This is a genomic window from uncultured Methanospirillum sp. (assembly GCF_963668415.2).
Lineage (GTDB): Archaea > Halobacteriota > Methanomicrobia > Methanomicrobiales > Methanospirillaceae > Methanospirillum.
Genome location: NZ_CAXXDL010000001.1, coordinates 761,421 through 779,859, shown reverse-complemented (window position 1 = coordinate 779,859; position 18,439 = coordinate 761,421). Strand labels below are relative to the sequence as shown.

At 49.7% G+C, this 18,439-nt stretch carries 20 protein-coding genes; 9 read left to right on the top strand and 11 right to left on the bottom strand.

Annotated features, from left to right (window positions below; all coding sequences use genetic code 11):
• The 8 genes from ACHZA2_RS03605 to ACHZA2_RS03570 form a co-directional block, all read right to left on the bottom strand.
• Window positions 1-612, bottom strand: coding sequence for a CheR family methyltransferase (locus ACHZA2_RS03605; RefSeq protein WP_319578564.1), 612 nt, complete (start codon window positions 610-612; stop codon window positions 1-3).
• 87 nt (window positions 613-699) lie between these two features.
• Window positions 700-1,656 (bottom strand): DNA methyltransferase, encoded by a 957-nt coding sequence (locus ACHZA2_RS03600; protein WP_319578563.1) that lies wholly within the window; start codon window positions 1,654-1,656, stop codon window positions 700-702.
• A gap of 60 nt (window positions 1,657-1,716) precedes the next feature.
• Window positions 1,717-2,079 carry a response regulator gene (locus ACHZA2_RS03595; protein WP_319578562.1) on the bottom strand — a complete coding sequence of 121 codons (363 nt, stop codon included), beginning with the start codon at window positions 2,077-2,079 and terminating at the stop codon, window positions 1,717-1,719.
• Window positions 2,080-2,160: 81 nt separating this feature from the next.
• The gene (gene dnaJ, locus ACHZA2_RS03590) at window positions 2,161-3,300 is read right to left on the bottom strand and encodes a molecular chaperone DnaJ (protein ID WP_319578561.1); all 1,140 of its coding nucleotides are present in this window, start codon (window positions 3,298-3,300) and stop codon (window positions 2,161-2,163) included.
• 9 nt (window positions 3,301-3,309) lie between these two features.
• Window positions 3,310-5,157, bottom strand: coding sequence for a molecular chaperone DnaK (gene dnaK, locus ACHZA2_RS03585; protein WP_319540161.1), 1,848 nt, complete (start codon window positions 5,155-5,157; stop codon window positions 3,310-3,312).
• Window positions 5,158-5,168: 11 nt separating this feature from the next.
• A complete protein-coding gene (locus ACHZA2_RS03580; protein ID WP_319578560.1) occupies window positions 5,169-5,717 on the bottom strand; it encodes a nucleotide exchange factor GrpE in 549 nt (182 codons plus the stop codon).
• A gap of 174 nt (window positions 5,718-5,891) precedes the next feature.
• Window positions 5,892-6,218: a hypothetical protein gene (locus ACHZA2_RS03575; protein ID WP_319578559.1), complete on the bottom strand. Its 327-nt coding sequence runs from the start codon at window positions 6,216-6,218 to the stop codon at window positions 5,892-5,894.
• A 162-nt stretch (window positions 6,219-6,380) separates the two neighbouring features.
• On the bottom strand, window positions 6,381-6,980 hold the full coding sequence (locus ACHZA2_RS03570) for a hypothetical protein (RefSeq protein WP_319578558.1): 600 nt from the start codon (window positions 6,978-6,980) through the stop codon (window positions 6,381-6,383).
• A 356-nt stretch (window positions 6,981-7,336) separates the two neighbouring features.
• On the opposite strand from ACHZA2_RS03570, the gene ACHZA2_RS03565 reads away from it, so the two are divergent.
• The 3 genes from ACHZA2_RS03565 to ACHZA2_RS03555 all read left to right on the top strand — a co-directional run bounded on the left by ACHZA2_RS03565 (window position 7,337) and on the right by ACHZA2_RS03555 (window position 9,846).
• Window positions 7,337-7,828: a ferritin-like domain-containing protein gene (locus ACHZA2_RS03565; RefSeq protein ID WP_319540165.1), complete on the top strand. Its 492-nt coding sequence runs from the start codon at window positions 7,337-7,339 to the stop codon at window positions 7,826-7,828.
• Between the two features lie 156 nt (window positions 7,829-7,984).
• The gene (putP, locus tag ACHZA2_RS03560) at window positions 7,985-9,475 is read left to right on the top strand and encodes a sodium/proline symporter PutP (protein WP_319578557.1); all 1,491 of its coding nucleotides are present in this window, start codon (window positions 7,985-7,987) and stop codon (window positions 9,473-9,475) included.
• A 119-nt stretch (window positions 9,476-9,594) separates the two neighbouring features.
• A complete protein-coding gene (locus tag ACHZA2_RS03555) occupies window positions 9,595-9,846 on the top strand; it encodes a hypothetical protein (protein ID WP_394698476.1) in 252 nt (83 codons plus the stop codon).
• 126 nt (window positions 9,847-9,972) lie between these two features.
• Here ACHZA2_RS03555 and ACHZA2_RS03550 read toward each other — a convergent pair whose 3' ends face one another.
• From ACHZA2_RS03550 to ACHZA2_RS03540, 3 genes are read right to left on the bottom strand one after another with little or no spacing between them, the layout of a single operon-like run.
• Window positions 9,973-10,704 (bottom strand): UPF0280 family protein, encoded by a 732-nt coding sequence (locus ACHZA2_RS03550; protein WP_319578556.1) that lies wholly within the window; start codon window positions 10,702-10,704, stop codon window positions 9,973-9,975.
• Window positions 10,704-11,090 carry a 4Fe-4S binding protein gene (locus ACHZA2_RS03545; protein ID WP_319540168.1) on the bottom strand — a complete coding sequence of 129 codons (387 nt, stop codon included), beginning with the start codon at window positions 11,088-11,090 and terminating at the stop codon, window positions 10,704-10,706. Before ACHZA2_RS03545 ends, ACHZA2_RS03550 begins: the two co-directional genes overlap by 1 nt.
• Window positions 11,087-12,598, bottom strand: coding sequence for a homocysteine biosynthesis protein (locus ACHZA2_RS03540; protein ID WP_319540169.1), 1,512 nt, complete (start codon window positions 12,596-12,598; stop codon window positions 11,087-11,089). The genes ACHZA2_RS03545 and ACHZA2_RS03540 overlap by 4 nt, the downstream gene beginning before the upstream one ends.
• A 124-nt stretch (window positions 12,599-12,722) precedes the next feature.
• Between ACHZA2_RS03540 and ACHZA2_RS03535 the strand changes: the two genes are divergently transcribed.
• From ACHZA2_RS03535 to alaS, 6 genes are all read left to right on the top strand, one after another.
• The gene (locus ACHZA2_RS03535) at window positions 12,723-13,133 is read left to right on the top strand and encodes a hypothetical protein (RefSeq protein ID WP_394698475.1); all 411 of its coding nucleotides are present in this window, start codon (window positions 12,723-12,725) and stop codon (window positions 13,131-13,133) included.
• Window positions 13,105-13,719, top strand: coding sequence for a hypothetical protein (locus ACHZA2_RS03530; RefSeq protein WP_319578554.1), 615 nt, complete (start codon window positions 13,105-13,107; stop codon window positions 13,717-13,719). Before ACHZA2_RS03535 ends, ACHZA2_RS03530 begins: the two co-directional genes overlap by 29 nt.
• A gap of 66 nt (window positions 13,720-13,785) precedes the next feature.
• Entirely contained in the window at window positions 13,786-14,430 is a 645-nt protein-coding gene (locus tag ACHZA2_RS03525; RefSeq protein WP_319578553.1) for a response regulator, read from the top strand.
• Between the two features lie 86 nt (window positions 14,431-14,516).
• Window positions 14,517-15,227 (top strand): Nif3-like dinuclear metal center hexameric protein, encoded by a 711-nt coding sequence (locus tag ACHZA2_RS03520; RefSeq protein ID WP_319578552.1) that lies wholly within the window; start codon window positions 14,517-14,519, stop codon window positions 15,225-15,227.
• A complete protein-coding gene (locus ACHZA2_RS03515; RefSeq protein WP_319578551.1) occupies window positions 15,224-15,562 on the top strand; it encodes an SWIM zinc finger family protein in 339 nt (112 codons plus the stop codon). The genes ACHZA2_RS03520 and ACHZA2_RS03515 overlap by 4 nt, the downstream gene beginning before the upstream one ends.
• Before the next feature lie 37 nt (window positions 15,563-15,599).
• On the top strand, window positions 15,600-18,350 hold the full coding sequence (gene alaS, locus ACHZA2_RS03510; RefSeq protein WP_319578550.1) for an alanine--tRNA ligase: 2,751 nt from the start codon (window positions 15,600-15,602) through the stop codon (window positions 18,348-18,350).
• The last annotated feature ends 89 nt before the right edge of the window (window positions 18,351-18,439 follow it).

Genomic DNA, 18,439 nt, shown 5'->3' with positions numbered 1-18,439 from the left:
TTATCTCACGAGTTTTCTGAATATCTGTGCGTTCATGACGATCTGCTCAAACTTTTCGTTCAGTTCATCTGGTAACTTCTGAGTGTGCTCATGAAGCATAAAACCCCCTTCTTCAAGTGCATTGTAGAACATCATCCATACTTTCATCCTCTCTTCTGCTGAGAAGTGAAGGAGAACATTTTTACAGATGATCAGGTGAACTCCTGTTCTGATCGGCTCAAAGGACAGGAGATCATGCTGCTGGAACTCAACAGCATTTCTGATCTCCTCTGAAATGATACGCTGTGAGGGATCATCGGTGACAGGAGAAAAGTATCGTGCCAGAATGCCCTCGGGAATCCTTTCCAGATCTTTTAGGGGATATTTCCCCTCGCTGATTATCTTTCCGTAGTTTCCGTACTGATCCAGATCAGTTGCGTAGATCCTGACATTTCTGAACAGGTACGGGCCGATGATCTCGCGGAGGATGATCGCAAATGTGTAGGGCTCCTGCCCCATTGCACATCCAGCACTCCATATTGTTATTCGTGATCTGCTCTGGATATAGGGGTGTACATGTTCTATTGCCAGACGAAGGGTCTGGGCATCTCTGAAAAAGAATGTAAATGCCATATGTTCTCTGAAAGAGCAGCCTCGTAATGACCTTGAACTCTCTTCTATTGTTCGGATCAACCTTTATGATATGTATGACTGATCCAGTCAGTGTGTTATCACAAGAATACGTCTGGTGAGACTTCGGTGTACCCGCTGTTCGAAATATTCACAGATCGTGAAATACTCTGCAACGAGTGGTCTGATATCCCGGTGAGTCACAATCACCGATCTCATGGCAGGCTTTGTGACCCTGAGTATCTCTCCAAGAGCACTCTGGTACAGTTCCTCAAGTGCTGATCCGATGATGAATACTGACTGCCCGTATGGTAGATCTGATACCACATGATCGATTGAGTTGTCAGGGAATGGAAGGTATCTGACATCGGCGATGGCTGCCTTTGATCCAGGCAGGTTCAGTCGTGTTCCCTGAATCATAAAGGGATCTGCATCAGTCCCAATTGCATTGCACCCGATAAGTTCTGCTTCTATCTGGGTCCCTCCTGTTCCACAGAAGGGATCCAGAACCGTCTCCCCAGGCATTGCATTGGCAAGGTTCACGAGGGAACGGATCATCCGTGGCATCATCACACCTGGGTGGAAGAACTCTCGGTTGCCGGGTTTTCGCTCATGGTACGGGCCACGATCGAGTTCCCAGAGTACTTCTCCGAAATAGATCCTGTCTCCTGAAGCAATGGCACGAAACACCTTTTCCGGTGCTGATACAGAGACAGGCCCTTCGATGTGCGTCCCGATAAGCCGCTCCATCTGGGTGGTTGAGAGGTTCATCTCTGAACCGTCCATCTTTTTTACTCTCCCACAGAATGGCTGGTCAGATGTGAGGGAGAGATCGGTCAGCATCCTGGTGAATGACTCTTCGGTAGCAGAACAATCTCCCAGGTACCGCATCACCCGGTGCGTGTATGCAAGCCTCTGGACAGATCCCGGATCAGGTATATCAACGATCGCAACCTGGAGCCGGTGATCGATCACTCTGCCCAGGCACGATATTTCAGCCCTGGGGATCTCCGGATGTTCGCCCCAGAGCTCAAAGATCAGTTTCACTGTCTACTGTTGGCCGGGAATGCATAAAAGATGTGGAATTATCAGAAGAGGCGAGTCAGGTTATGATGCAAGGGCAGCGTTGATCTTCTCGTTCAGACTCTCCTGTGTGAAAGGTTTTACAATGTACCCTTTTGCCCCGGAGGAGATTGCTTCCTGTACATGGTGTGACTGTTCTGATGCCGTGCACATGATAATTTTTGCGTCACTCTTCAGTTCTTTGATCTTTTTTAAAACAGCAAGTCCGTCCATATCAGGCATCAGGATATCAAGTATGACCAGATCAGGAGAGAGCCGCAAAAAAAGATCTATCGCCTGCTCTCCGGTCTCCGCCTCACCTACTACCTCATGCCCTCCTTTTTTTGCCATGATGCCGATGAGCCTGCGCATATATGCTGCATCGTCAACAAGAAGGAGATTGCCCATAATATGTAATTTACGCCTAAATCCAATTAAGGGTTTTCATAAAGAGATTGAAGGTGGCTCTTGCCACCTCATTACTGACTGTTAACTTCCGCCAAGAATTGACTCAAAGAATCCTTTCTTATCTCCATCACTTCGGGGCTTGTGCCCTTCATGTGCAAGGATCTTCTCGTACAACTCTTTGACCTCACCATGGATATTTTTCGGAATGACGACCTCTACAAGGACAAGGAGATCGCCATGTCTTCCTCTCCGCCTGACTCCTTCTCCTGCAACTCTGAGACGTTTTCCTCCCTGGGTGCCTGCAGGAACTTTCACGTCGAGTTTCCGGTTATCGATCGTCTCTATCTCAACCGATGTTCCGAGGACTGCCTGGGCCGGTGAGATCTGAACTTTGGTCCCGAGATTGTCACCTTCACGCTGGAATCGGGAGTCAGGTTTGACATGCATCTCGATGTAGAGATCTCCGTTCGGGGCACCATGATCACCTGCCTCGCCGTACCCATCCATCCTCAAGCGCATTCCGGTATCTACACCGGCAGGGATATGCACTGATACCTTTCTACGGACCTTGGAATGGCCGGTACCATGACATGTGGAGCAGGGTTTTTCAGGTACTTTTCCCCGTCCGTGACAGAGGTCACAGGTTCCCTGCCTGACAAAGTTACCGAAGGGAGTCTGGGTCTGCTGTCTGATCTGCCCTGATCCGCCACACTTGGGGCAGTTTTTCAGGTTCCGGTTCTCACTGCCTGTTCCTTCACAGGTCTGACAAGCCTCAGCATGCATCACCTCGATCTCTTTGTCGAGCCCGAATGTGGCATCCTTCAGTGTGATGTCCAGCCGCATGAGGAGGTCATCACCCCTCCGCGGCCCACGCTGTCTTCCGCCTCCGAACCCTCCAAAGATGTCGCTGGCAAAGTCGAAGATATCTCCAAATCCTGAGAAGTCTGCGTTAAACCCTCCGCTGTACCCCCCGCCGCCGTAGGATCCCTTGGAGGCGTTGGTGAAGTTTTCATGCCCCATCTGATCGTACTGGGCCCGCTTCTGGGCATCAGACAGAACACTGTACGCCTCGTTGATCTCCTTGAATTTGTCCTCTGCTCCGGGATCCTTGTTTACGTCAGGGTGGTACTTACGGGCAAGGTTGCGGTAGGCCTTCTTGATCTCCTTATCATCGGCTGTCCGTGAGACGCCGAGTCTGTCGTAGTAATCTCCCGCAACCATGATTCAGGTTCACTCCTTCTTCTCGGTGAAGTCAGCATCAACGACGTTGTCGTCAGAAGGTCCTGAGCTCTGCTGTTCTCCTGCGCCTCCGGCCTGCTGCTGGGCTGCCTGATCCTGCTGAACCTTCTGGTAGATCTTAGTGGTGATGGTGTAGACAGCCTCGGTCAGAGCTTCCATCGCCTTTTTGATCTGCTCAGAGTCGGTTCCCTCGAGTGCCTTCTTGACTGTATCGATCTGTTCACGAACCTTGGTCTTGTCTTCCTCTTCGATCTTGTCCTCAGACTCTTTCAGGAGTTTCTCAGCAGAGAAGACTGCCATATCGGCACTGTTGCGGACCTCGATCTCCTCTTTCTTCTTGGTGTCCTCTTCCTCGAACTTCTTTGCGTCGTCAACCATCCGCTCGATCTCATCATCAGAGAGCTTCTTGCTGCCCTTGATGGTGATCTTCTGCTCGTTACCGGTGCCGAGGTCTTTGGCAGATACATGGATGATACCGTTTGCATCGATATCGAAGGTGACCTCGATCTGGGGGATGCCGCGTGGTGCAGGTGGGATACCGGTCAGCATGAACTTCCCGAGCGTGAAGTTGTCAGCTGCAAGTTTTCGCTCACCCTGAACAACATGAATCTCAACGGAAGTCTGGTTGTCTGCTGCAGTGGAGAAGACCTGGCTCTTCTTGGTGGGGATGGTTGTGTTCCGATCGATGATCGGGGTTGCGATTCCACCAAGGGTCTCGATCGAGAGGGTCAGCGGGGCTACATCGAGCAGAACGATATCACTGGTCTCACCGCCGAGTACGCCTCCCTGAATCGCTGCACCAACAGCAACACACTCATCAGGGTTGATTCCCTTGTCTGGTTCTTTTCCAAGGATCTCCTTGACCTTCTGCTGAACGAGCGGGACACGGGTGGAACCTCCTACGAGGAGCACATGATCGATATCAGACGGGGTCATGCCTGCATCTGAAAGTGCCTGCTTGACCGGTCCGATGGTACTCTCAACCAGGTTACCGATGAGCTGCTCGAACTTAGATTTTGTCAGGTCGATGTCCAGGAATTTCGGACCGCTTGAGTCGGTGGTGATGTATGGCAGGTTTACATTGGTCTTCTGCTTCTGTGAAAGTTCGATCTTTGCGTTCTCGGATGCATCACGCAGGCGTTGCATGGCCATCGGGTCCTTGGTCAGGTCGATGCCCTCCTTCCTCTTGAACTCCTCGACCAGGAAGTCAGTGACTAACTTATCAAAGTCGTCGCCACCAAGATGGTTGTTACCCGCGGTTGCCTTAACCTCGAAGACTCCGTCACCAAGGGTCAGGATTGAGACATCGAATGTACCGCCACCAAGGTCGTATACCAGAACAGTCTTGTCCTCTTCTTTGTCGATACCGTAGGCAAGGGCACTTGCAGTCGGTTCGTTGATGATACGGAGAACTTCAAGGCCTGCAATAGTTCCTGCATCCTTGGTTGCCTGTCGCTGGGCATCATTGAAGTACGCAGGGACGGTGATGACTGCTTTCTTGATCTCATCCCCAAGATATGCCTCAGCATCACTCTTGAGTTTCTGAAGGATCATCGCAGAGATCTCCTGAGCGCTGAAGTTCTTTCCGTTGAGATTGAACTTCTTGTCAGTTCCCATATTGCGTTTTACCGATATGATCGTGTTCTGGTGGTTGGTGATGGCCTGACGCTTTGCAAGGCTGCCGACCAGTCTTTCTCCATCCTTGGTGAAGGCTACGACTGATGGAGTGGTTCTGCCACCTTCAGCGTTTGGAATGACGACTGCCTTTCCACCCTCCATGATCGACATGCATGAGTTGGTTGTCCCTAGATCGATACCCAGAATTTTTTCACTAGCCATTTTTATTACTCCTATGATTGTTCTGCTTCGTTTCCGCGTGATACTGTAACTTTTGCCGGTCTGATAACTTTGCTGCTTAAGCAGTAGCCTTTACAGACTTCATCACAGACGATCCCTTCATCCTTATCGGATGGAATATAGGCGATCGCCTCATGACGGGTTGGATCAAATTTTTCACCAGATGATTCATAAGACACGATCCCCTGCCTGTCAAGAACATTTTCAAGTAGTTTCTTGATCTGGTTCATCCCTTCATGGTCGGCGCCCTCTGAAACAAGTGCACGTTCAAGGCTGTCAGCAACCTCAAGCATGTCTTTTGCAAACCGTTCGATTGCTGAGCTGGTGCGTGACTCAATATCACGGGCACTTCTTTTTCGGAAATTTTCAAAGTCAGCTGCAAGTCTGAGATAACGGTTGTGGAGTTCATCGTACTCACCCTGCAGGATCTCAAGGGGAGTGCGTTCATCCTGTGGAGGAGATTCCTCAGGAGTCAGTTCTCCGGCTTCACCCTGATCTTCTCTGGGTTCCTGCGGAGCCCCTTCATCTGCGGAATTAATCATACGTGGTCACCATATCTGTTGTAATGTAGTTCTATATATTTGTTTTTCAACATTCGTTATCAATACTACATAATGATTGCTCGGTCAGCGCATATATATCTAAAAATTGAATCTATATTTCAAAAATGCGTTCAAAAAATTCAATTTCAAAAATGCGTCATGACTAACTTTAAGTTAATGCGAGATCTGCCAGAATAAACCGGTTAATACCGAAACTCCATTAGCACAGAGCGAACAGATTCCGGCGTATCGCATACCTATTCCAGCTAACTGGCAGATCAGGATTATCTCTGCCAGTATCACTCCTGCTTCAAGCGGGATCAGCTGAATATCAAGAACGATAAATCCGTAATTCATCAGGGGGTTGGTGACAGCGTTGATGTGTACTGTGTAGACAAAAAGGTTGAGAGGATCTCTTCTGATCAACAGCAACAAGACCAGGTATTCAGTGATGATGGTTCCGATCAATGCAGATACCAGTGAAAGTAAGAGGTGGTTCACCAGATTCTCCGTCTGATCAGAATGAGAATGATGAACAAACCCGATAGGAAGGGAACAAAAAAGAACCAGAGGTTGAGAAGAAGAAGATCAAGGCTGTGCATCATCTGGTTCTTCTGACTAATTTATCCGTTCTGGTTGTCTGACTGCGTATGAACACTACAGTCAGATCTTCTCCAGCAGTGTATCTGGTGAGAACATCTGGTTGATATCATTCAAAGGATCTGAGTTGTTCTCCTCCGGTTTACTCTGCTCGAACTCTTCTGAACTTGTGCCATTTTCATACTGGTAGATAGTCTTCAGTCTGGTTACATTCATGGTCCTGTTACTGATCTTATCTATCCTGAGCAGAACGGTAAGGTTTCGAACCGCCAATGTCTCATTGAGGGTGGTTGCCACAGGAAGCAGCAGGTCCGATGTTGCCATCGGAGCAGATTCAAAATATGCAGAGAGGTTCTTCTTCTCGTGATCTGATGAGCTGAGTTCTGCCCTGATTGCAGGATCCAGATCATTCTGTCTGATCGCATGCAGGACAAATCCATCCAGTTTGTACCCGCCACCAAATGTTCCATTGATCACCAGTGAGGGATACTCATAATTCCAGATCTCACTGCTTGTCAGGAATTGGTAATCAGGAAACGCCTCAGTGTTGTTGATGATGTACTGGTAGGTCTGTTGTTTCATGCCCGTAACTGCGATGTCAGCCTCCAGGGGCATGATCAACAGTCCTGTCAACATGAGTACAATGATGATGGATGTTCGCATACTCTCTCCTGGAGGTTATTTTGTCAGCACAAGGAAAGAGTTTGTGGGTCTGGAATGATGGCGCAGATCACCCTGAAATATGATGAATGTGGCTGGGTTTATTTTTCCACCACGCCCGGGTTGATGATGAGTACGCATTATTTGAACACTTTGATCTGTTTCTGGCAGATATTTTTCAATCGGTGAAATTTCACCAAAAAACCTCTGATTATTCCGCGCTCCAGTGGAAACCAAGGGGTCCGAAAAATTTCAGCCAACCACTGGCATCCATATAATAAATTTCGATCTGCTTCTGGTGACTTCTTCAGATCATTGATCAGCTCTTTCTATATTTCCAGAGATCAATGAGGTAAATTATGGGAACGAAAGGACGCATGATCGTCGGCATGGACGTTGATGAGCTCATCGGGCTGCTCAACAAAGCCCTGAGCGATGAGTGGCTTGCGTACTATCAGTACTGGATCGGAGCCAAGGTGGTGAAGGGACCGACCAAGGATGCGGTGATGGCTGAACTTGTCCAGCATGCAACCGAGGAACTTGGACATGCAGATATGATCGCACTCCGGATTATGCAACTTGGGGGAACTCCGGTTCTTGAACCCAAAGAATGGTACAACCTGACAAACTGCGGGTATGATGTCCCGTCCGATCCCTTTGTCAGAGCCATCCTTGAGCAGAACATCAAGGGAGAACGGTGTGCGATTGAGACCTACAACAGACTGATGGCAGTAGTCAAAGACAAGGATCCGATCACATACAACATGGTGCTGACTATCATATCACAGGAGGTTGAACACGAAGAAGATCTTCAGGGTCTGCTCGAGGATCTTGAAGTCATCCTGAAATAGAGATCTCCTGCACTTTTTTTTGTTTCTGACTCCGGTTCAAGTACTCATCTTATAATTACTTTCCGGGGCAACCGCTTCACCTGCGCTTGGTGTAACCATCCAGTAATCATCTCTGTAAGCCCGGCTGGTTACAATTCGCACATGTGGAGAACCTCTATGGTCAACGCTGATATTGGCATCATTGCCGCATTTGTTGTGTATCTTGCCCTAATGCTCAGCATCGGTGCATTATACTATAAAAAAACACACAATGTTTCTGATTATATCCTGGGAAGCAGAGGTCTGAATAAATATGTTGCTTCGCTCAGTGCTGAAGCATCTGATATGAGTGGGTGGCTTCTCATCGGTCTGCCAGGCCTGGCGTACGCATCAGGTATGCAGGCAGGATGGGTTGCCCTGGGTCTCATCATTGGAACATTTTTGAACTGGAAATTAGTAGCAAAACGTCTGCGTATCTACACACAAGAGGCCGGGGATTCTCTCACCCTGCCTGAGTTTTTTAAGAACCGGTTTCATGACAAGTCAGATATCATCGGCGGAATATGTGCGATCTTCATCCTGATATTCTTCCTTCTGTATACGTCTGCCCAGTTTGTCTCTACAGGCAAACTCTTCAACACAGTCTTCGGGATTGATTACACGACAGCCCTTCTAATCGGCTCTCTTATCGTTGTGGTTTACACCTTTATCGGAGGGTTTATGGCGGTATGCTGGACTGACTTCTTCCAGGGCCTTCTCATGCTCTTTGCCATCCTGATTGTTCCTATTGCGGCGATAGGTCTCCTTGGTGGGCCGGTTGCAACAATCGATACGATCAATGCAGCAAATCCAAATCTGCTCAATCCGTTTGCTGATGCTGATGGGACTCCACTTACCGCGATAGCCATCATCTCTCTTATGGCGTGGGGTCTCGGATACTTTGGCCAGCCCCATATCCTTGTCAGGTTTATGGCCATCCGTGATCCAAAAGAGATTGCTCATGCCCGGACAGTTGCAATGATCTGGGTAATTCTCTCCCTTATAGCAGCAGTTGCAATCGGTCTCGTGGGAAAGGTCTTCCTTTCACAACCACTTGTGGGGTCAGCATCAGAAACAGTATTCATGGTGATGACTGATCAGATCTTCTTCTCGTTCCTAGCCGGGATAATCCTCTGTGGTATTCTTGCAGCAATTATGAGCACTGCATCCTCACAACTTCTGGTTACCTCCTCTGCTGTATCAGAAGATCTCTACAGGACTTACGTGCGTCCGCATGCAAGTGAAAAAGAAGGAGTATGGGTGAGCAGGATATCAGTGCTTGTCGCTGCAGGCATTGCTATTCTTCTTGGTCTCAACCCTGACAGCCTTGTGTACGGTATTGTCTCCTATGCGTGGGCAGGATTTGGAGCTGCCTTTGGTCCGGCACTGCTGATGGCCCTCTTCTGGCGACGCATGACAAAAGCTGGTGCCCTTGCCGGAATTATCAGCGGTGGTGTGACCGTTCTCATCTGGAAACAACTCAACCTATTCAATCTGTACGAGATCGTACCAGGATTTATTATTGCTCTCATTGCGATCTATGTTGTCAGCATGCTGACTCCTGCACCAGATTCATCTGTCATTGCAGTCTTTGATGATGTTGAAACGGCTGACAAAAACTCGAACTGAGATCTGATACACTCCGGTCATCTCGACCGGGAACATTTTTTATGTGTTATCTGATAGTGGCCCTGAGCTCGCTATGGATAAATTGTATAACCTCTGGTGCATAACGGTACTATTGCATAATGCAGGGTGAAGAAACGTCCACTAATCAGCCTCACTCAGTAAAAGGTAACCGACCGCACTGCTTTTACCTCTGGTATCTACATGGAAAAGCAGTCTGCTCAGAGGAGAACCTTAACCGTTCCTGTGCGTACCCGTTCTGGAATTGCCCGGTGAGATCTGAAACTCCTGATATCAGAAACAATATCGGAAATGAATCTGTATCGGCAGGTATTCCGCAGGAAAAGATCTACAAAGAGTTGGGCTCAGCCTGAATCGGTTACTCCGTCATTACCTCATTGTGGTAATCCGGATGAGACAGTCTCTCTGGATAGTAGTATCAGAATAGTTGATACAGGGTCTTGCTTCCAGGTGCCTGTTAGTTTCCTGGTTTGAGATTCTTATCGGTGATCGCCCGGACTGGTAATCCCACCGGCAGTTATGAGGCTCTCGTCAACAGTTGCCAGAATTATTTTTGGAATCTCTCCCCATATCACGCTTTTATCTCCGAAGACTGCAAAGACTCCGTCGATACCTACTGGCAATCTCTCCAGGCATCTGTGATCTTCAGGTGTGAGTTCGTTGCACACAGCGGTTGCCACAGCATCTGCAAGAATGGGATCAGGGCTGAAGACTGTGACACTATCTGCAACCCCAAGTGATATCGAGGGGCCCACAGTTGCCGATGAAGTACAGATTCCATATATTCCTGAAGTTGGCCTTACAAGAAATGCATATTTTCCTGATAGGGGTGATTCACCTGCAAAAAGTCCGATGGTTACCTCACGGTCAGTGACCAGAGCAATATCTCCACCGTTATCTATCAGGCAGAACTTGCATCCCTGTGTGATCACATTCTGGAGTGCAAAGGTGGCAACCGCCCCTGCGACCGCTGCCATGGGCCCGACCCCGGCTTTCTCTGCGGCATCTGCCATCCGGTTGATGATTGGGGATGTCGTGGTTACTGCAAGTGGATCAAAGCTTGTTCTGAAAAAGGGATCAACGAGGATATACCTTTCAACCTCATGCCTTGCATCGGCAAGACCCTGGCATGCGATCCTGATATCTTCGTCTCGATCTGCCACTATTGTGGCTATCGTCTCATGTAACTCGAAATGATACCTGACTGACATCAGATATCATTGTTTGAAAGGGCCTGGTGTGGGCAGGCAATTACACACCTGCCACAGAGTATACAGCGTTTTGTCTCAACCTGAAGTTCCCATTCACTGTTAAATGAGAATACCTCCTTCGGACAGACACTGATGCAGGAACCGCAGTCAACGCATTCATCGCGATCATGGCGGATTCCCTCTTCAAGGATACTTACTTCTGCACCGAGGCTCCGCATCTTTTCACTGACGAGTTTACAGGATTCGTCAGGAACGTCTACCAGGGCCTCTTCTCCTTCATGTGCATCTGATCGTGCCCGGTCAACATTGATCAGCACTCCGGTATCCTTGACAACCTCGGCAATTATCGGCCTGCTCTTATGTGAAAGTTTTACCAGAAGTTTCATACTCCCTGACCTCCGGGTTTGAAGAGTTTACCGAGATCACTTGCATGAAGGATGGCAATGCACTGGTTCTGTGCATCCACGACCGGAAGAGCACTGATCCGGTGGTGATCCAGTTTTTGTGCTGCGATATCAACCGGCTCATCTGACCGTGTTGTGATCACATTCCTGGTCATGACATCCTTTACCCGAACCCTGCGTTCCGGATGAGCGACCGCCTTGGCGACATCGAACGTGGTTACCACTCCGACAAGTCTGCCCTGTTCGTTGAGTACCGGCAGATGATTTGTCTCGCCTTTCAGAAGTTTTCTGGCTGCTTCGGGTATCTCTTCATCCTCCTTGATCGTGACAACCTTTCGCTGCATGATCTCCTGGACCAGTGCAACCTTCCGGGTCTCTCTCATCGGCTTGACCTGCTTTGAGGGGTCAAGACGTCTGGTCGGAAGACACAGTGTCATCTGTCCATCTTCGATCCACTGCTTCAGGGTTCTGGCAACCTTCAGGGCATTCCGGTAACTGGAGAGAGACGAGGTCCTGACCTCTTCCCCGTTGAGATCGATCCTGCCGGTTTTCAGATCAGCATAACTGACCTGAGTAATGACCGGCCGGCTTCTTGAGGGGACTCCGTAATCCTTGATACTTACCGGGATCTCCTCATCCCTGATCGCGGTTCTCCTGACCACCTCGATATCAAGGACCGGTAGGGGAACACCGACTCCCATGTACAGGGTCGGACCGTACCGGTACATATATGCGGCTCTGAGGAAGTCGGTGGACATCTCGTTCATGTCGGCAGTTGTCATCAGGGTCCCGAAGTTTCCTGCAGAAGAGTGCTGCGTTCCCTCACCGACAACCATCCCTGGTGCACCCCCGAGGAGGATCGGCACTCCGCTTCCAATGAGCCTGAGGGCAGGATCGTTGCAGAGTGGGTTCAGAGTCCCTGCACCTGAATATGTCACATTCCCTGAGTGGGGAAGGAGGGTCCCCATGTAGGTGTAAAGGGTGTCATCTGAAGTATTGGTTGCTCCGTCGTACCGCTGGTAGGCGTTGCGTGGATTGACCATGATCGCCTGGTTGAGATCTTCAAGCCGAATTTCGGTGGTAATATTGCGGCGTGGATAACAGTCCGATCCCGAGGATTGTGCCCTGAGTTCGATCGCTTTTCCTGCGATGAAATCCTCGATAACATGAGCCCCCCCATAACTCTCAGCCCTGGTGACTGATTTGTTTGTGGCTCCGATGTAGGTGTCAACAGCTGCAATACCCCCGTATGCATCTACATCATTGAGCCAGATCCGTTCCATCTTAATGGGGGGTTCTGCATGACCAAAATTGAGGAATGCACCTGAGGAACACATGGCCCCGAAGGTCCCGGTGGTTACTACATCCACCTCTTTGAGGGCTCCTTCTTCCCCGAGTTCACTGACAATTGCAGGCATCTCATCGGCAGTGACCACCCTGGCTGATCCCTCCCGTATCCGCCGGTTGATCTCATCGATGCTTTTATCCATACTACTATCTTGTTCGCGGTCAGATCAGTTATATATTCTTAATGAATAATTCAGCAAGAGGCGAAAATGAAGATTTCCAGAGGAATTGTGCGTATTGAGATCAGTTCGAGTCTGGCACATGCAGATGATGAGGGCATCTATGCGTGACAGCATTCGTGTCCTGTTGTATGGTGTACTGACCTGGCTCATTCCGTTTCTGCTGGCAATACCCTTCTATTCTGGCGGAGAACTCCTGATCGATCAGCAACTTTTCAAGAGCATCATGATCATCATTGGGTCTCTTACCGGAGCAGTCCTGATCGCTCACCTCTTCAGGGTCATGAGTTGGGAGTATCTGACTGCCGGATATGTCACTGCTGTGGCGTGGTTTTTGATAAACTGGGCACTTGATATTCTGATCCTGATCCCCCTGAGTGGACTCGATCTGATCTCCTATACATCCCAGATTGGACTTAGGTATCTCCTCATTCCTGTGATGACGATAATGGCCGGGGTAGTGGCTGATCATGCAACAAAAAAAGGATCCAGAATCTAAGACCCCCGTTTCAGACATCGATCAGGATGCCGCTGATCAGACGGGAATTTCTGTCAACTCTCCAGTTCAGGAGTTTCTCCCAGCACTCTGGTATCTGCTTGCTGATCGAATCGCCCCGAAGTTCTGTTGCAGGTATCCGTCCCCTCTTCAGCAGATATTTCAGGCTGCGGTCAGGGAGGTCTCACGTGATGACGGGGATTTGGACAGGGCAGTGTCCTGGTTACATGATATTGTCACAAATGCACCTGCAGAAGAGATGATATTCGAGCAGGCCGGCCAACTCCTGAACATCATCGAATGGAGGCGTATGTATCATCCCTCATGGTTTGCACCGGGAAGCAGGGGTCGCAGGCTGAAACCAGGAAGATGTTCTGAATATATCAGCCATGCCATAGTACTGCTCCAGACCGGATCTGATAAAGATGCACTTGATCTGACAGAAAAGATCCTTGACTCTTCAGAACCTGCTTCAGATGATCAGTTCCTTGTATATCTTATCCGTTCAGCGGTCTTCATCTGCAGCGGAGAGGTTGCAAAGGGTGAAGCAGAACTTGCCAGAATAACCCGGAAGAACCTCCCGAATTGAGGGGACGAAAGTGTTTTTCCCTCTTTCATACACATGATAGTTGATACGGGCAGGGGTCGGGCGCTCATGGGTCAGAAACAGAAGAAGATACTGATAATCGACGACGAGGCAGTATTCAGGGAGGCACAGAGTGAAGCACTGACCAGGTGTGGATACACCTGTAATGCAGTGGAAAATGCAGGGTACGGGATACAGCGCCTGAAGTCTGAACACTACGATCTCGTGCTTCTGGATATCATGATGGATCCCCTTGATGGGTGGGATACGCTTGATCTGATCAAGAACCTTCCTCAGGGACCGGAGATTCCGGTCTTTATGTCATCAGCAAAAGTTGTGTTTGCAGATGAGATACTCCGATTCGGAGAACAGATCAGTGGATTTATAAAAAAACCCTTTGTTGACTCTGAAATTTGTGAGTACATCAACTCGTTCTTTGAGTGGTACGATGCTGTCCTCTCTGATGCTTCTGGTGCAGAATCAAAAGGGGTTCCTTCTGATGTATGTGCTGAATGGATTCTTCTGTCACGGCAGATTCGTGCATTAAAAGGACTGAAAGAGATCGTGAACCCCCGATGTATCCCGGATGAGACTGAATCTGAAGAGGTGATATTTGCACGCAAACTTAAAGAGATTCAGCAGCTCATCGATGAGAAGATGCAGAAGCGTGCATCTATCATTCATGATCATCCTCCACTTCTTCTCAGGGGCTGATCTTTACCAATGAACCGTTCAGGCATGCCTTACCTGCCATCATTTGTAGTCCTGCTGCTCAGAAGAATGACATGTGACGGGAGAAGATGATGTACCTGGATGACATTATCCGCGATCTGGAAGCCTTCGCCCCGCCCGAACTGGCTGAACCGTTTGATCAGGGAAAGATTGGTCTGATTGTCGAGGGGAAGCATGAGATTACCAAGGTTTGTACCTGTCTTGATGTCACTGCATCAGTCGTCAGGCAGGCGATAGAACTCGGGTCAGATCTGATTGTTGCCCATCATACTCCCTTCTGGTATCCCCTTACCAGTATAAAGGGATCAGATGCCTCACTGCTTCGTGATCTTCTCAGCATTGGAATCAATGTGTATGTCATGCATACCAACTACGACCTGGCAGTGAACGGGGTGAATCATTGTCTGGCCGGCCTGCTCGGACTTGGTTCTCTCCGTTCTCTCTCACTCGGGGTGGTTGGAGACTGTCATCTCACTCCTTCAATGATCGCTGATCATCTTGGAACTTCACTCCGGATCTGGGGCAGTGTCGGTGATATCAGGCGGCTTGCTGTCGTTGGGGGATCTGGCTTTGATCCTGTACTGATCAATGAAGCTGCTGCTGCAGGAGCACAGGCCTTTCTCTCTGCAGAACTGAAGCATTCTGTTGCAAGGGCTTCGCCAATTCCCCTCCTGGAAGCAACACACTATTCACTTGAAGCCCCGGCCATGCGTATCCTTGCAGGCAGAATGGGTTGGACCTACATCGATGATCCACCTGCATTGAGCACATATCCATGAGTGATCCTCTCTCGGATCTTGCTGCCGGCTCTCCCCTCAATGATTGGATGAGGAAGAGGATCGGTGCTTATTACAAGAGCCGGGGAAAGAAGGCACTTGACATCGTTGACCAGGACAGGGTCAAACGGTATCGTGACTTTTTTGTGGTTGTGGGCGACACCGGGGAATACGTGGTCGAGGATGACTTCTGTTCCTGTGATGATTTTCTCCATCGTGGCGGACGTTGCGCTCATATTCTTGCTGTAAAGATGGCACGGATAACCGGCAGGTTTGAACTGATCGATCTCTGGTATCACGAAGATCTTGCAGCCGGCCCGGGTAGTACAGCCTTATAGAAGGCAGGAGAATAGCTAAGGCACTGCGGGAATCTTCATGATGGAAGAAGAATATCAGCTCGAATACTTCCGTACCCAGGATATGGTACGGAAGGTCTGTACCTCGTGCGGGAAAGCGTTCTGGACGAGGGACCCCGAGCGAACGGTCTGTGGGGATGCCCCTTGCGAACCTTATCAGTTTATTGGAAACCCTCTCTTCAGAGCTCACACCGTTGATCAGATGAGGGAAGCATACCTCTCCTTCTATGAGAAGGAAGGTCATACCCGGATATCCCGCTATCCTGTGGCAGCGCGGTGGCGTGATGATATTTATCTTACCATCGCTTCGATCGCTGATTTCCAGCCTTTCGTAACCAGCGGTGTTGTTCCACCGCCGGCAAACCCGTTGACAATTTCACAGCCCTGCATCCGCCTCAATGATCTCGACTCAGTCGGAAGATCAGGCCGGCATCTGACCTGCTTTGAGATGATGGCTCATCACGCCTTCAACACAAACGGAAAAGAGGTATACTGGAAGGATCGCACGGTTGAACTCTGCGACCAGTTCCTTGCAAGCATCGGTGCTGACATGAACCGGGTGACCTACAAGGAACACCCATGGATCGGTGGAGGAAATGCCGGGCCGAGTGTCGAGGTTCTCATCGGCGGGCTTGAAGTGGCAACCCTGGTCTTCATGAGTCTTGGAAAGCAGAAGACCGACAAGGCTCCGGTTATGCTCGAAGGGACCCCGTACTATCCGATGAACCTCAGAATTGTGGATACCGGGTACGGACTTGAACGCCTGGTCTGGGCTTCAAAAGGATCGCCTACAATCTATGATGCCGTCTTCCCTGAAATGGTCAGCCAGGTGATGCAGGAAGCAGGGCTTGGTCACCGTCTCAACGATCCTGACTTCATCCATATCCTCGGGGAGAATGCCAAGTTTGCAGGTCTCATGGACATCTCGGGTCAGCGGATCTTTGAGCTTAGGCAGAAAGTTGCTGATCAGATCAATATTCCTGTTGAGAAACTGGAGAAGATGATCGCCCCAGTGGAGAGTGTGTATGCCATTGTGGATCACACCCGCTGCCTCTCGTACATGCTTGGGGACTGTATTGTTCCCTCGAATGTCAAGGATGGATACCTTGCACGGCTTGTGATCAGACGGACGCTCAGGATGATGCGTGACCTGAACATAGACAGCGGTTTCCTTGGTGAGATGGTCAGCAAGCAGATGAAGATCATCGGGACCGAGAGGTTCGAACAGGATCCTGAAGTGGTCAGTGAGATCATCGAGCGTGAGATCGATAAGTACAGAACGACCATGGAGAGGGGAACCAGGACTGTTGAACGGCTTGCACAGACCTACAAGAAGAAGTGTGAGAAGATCCCGCTCAGCGAGATGGTCACTCTCTATGACTCTCATGGTATCCCACCAGAGATGGTCAGGGATCTTGCTTCAGAACAGGGTGCTGTTGTCGATCTGCCTGATGATTTCTACTCACAGATTGCAGACATGCATTCTGAATCTGAACGCGAGCCAGAACGTAATCCTCTCTATGACTACCTTGACCGGCTTGCCCACCTTCCTGAAACCAGAAGACTGTATTATGAGAAACAGGGTTCAATGGAGTTCGAGGCAAAAGTTCTCGATGTTCTGGATAATCAGTATGTAGTCCTTGATGCCACCCTCTATTATCCTGAAGGTGGTGGTCAGCCTGGTGACACCGGTCTTCTCCTGGCACCAGACGGGCTTACGATCCGTGTTGAGGACACGATAAAACTCGGAGAGTCGATCCTCCATAAAATATCCGGAGGAAACCTACAGGCAGGCGATACAGTCCGTGGGATCATCGACGAGGAACGGCGCCTCTCCCTGATGAGACATCACACGGCAACCCATATTCTTCTACATGCTGCCCAGGAGGTGCTTGGCGCCCATATACATCAGGCCGGTGCCCAGAAGGGTGAGACCAGTTCACGCATGGATCTTCGCCATTACAAACATATCACACCTGCAGAACTCAAGAAGATCGAGGCTGTTGCTAACCGGCTGGTGATGGCCAACACACCAACTTCGATTGCCTGGGAAGACCGGACTGATGCAGAGCAGAAGTACGGGTTCTGTCTGTACCAGGGAGGAGTTCCGCCAGGTTCACGGATCAGGATCGTCAAGGTTGCCGGTGATATTGAGGCGTGTGCCGGAACACACTGCGCCCACACCGGTGATGTTGGTCTCATCAAGATCATCAGGGTCGAACACATACAGGATGGAATCGAGCGCCTCGAGTTTGCTGCAGGTCTTGCAGCAGTGCAGTACCTCCACTGGATGGAGGACCTTCTTACCGGAGCATCAGAGGCCTTTTCAGTCCAGAACGAAGCACTTCCTGCCACAGCCCAGCGGTTTTTTGGTGAATGGAAAGATCAGCGGAAAGAGATCGAGCGGCTCTCTGCAAAGGTCAGTGAGCTCGAACTCAAGAACCTGACTCCGGAAGAGATCAATGGAAAGAGCATTCTGATCAAACGTATCGATCTCCCGTCTGTTGAACTGGTGAAGATTGCCACAAGCATCTCTGCTTCAGGCGGAGTGGCCCTGCTTATTGCAGGTGGCGAAACGGCACGAGCAGTTGTTGCAAGTGGAGTAGATGGAATCAAAGCCGGTGATCTGATCGCTGCAGTATGCACAATCCTTGGTGGAAAAGGTGGCGGAAAACCTAACCTTGCTCAGGGTGGCGGGCCGGATGTGGCAAAGATCGATCAGGCCCTTGTATCAGGCCGTGACCAGATCATAACCGCTCTGAATACCTGATTGTTCCTGGAAAAACAGGCGAAAATATCCGCAAAACCCTCTCTTTTTGCTCTTCATATCCTCTGTATGATCCGGATATCTGACTGATT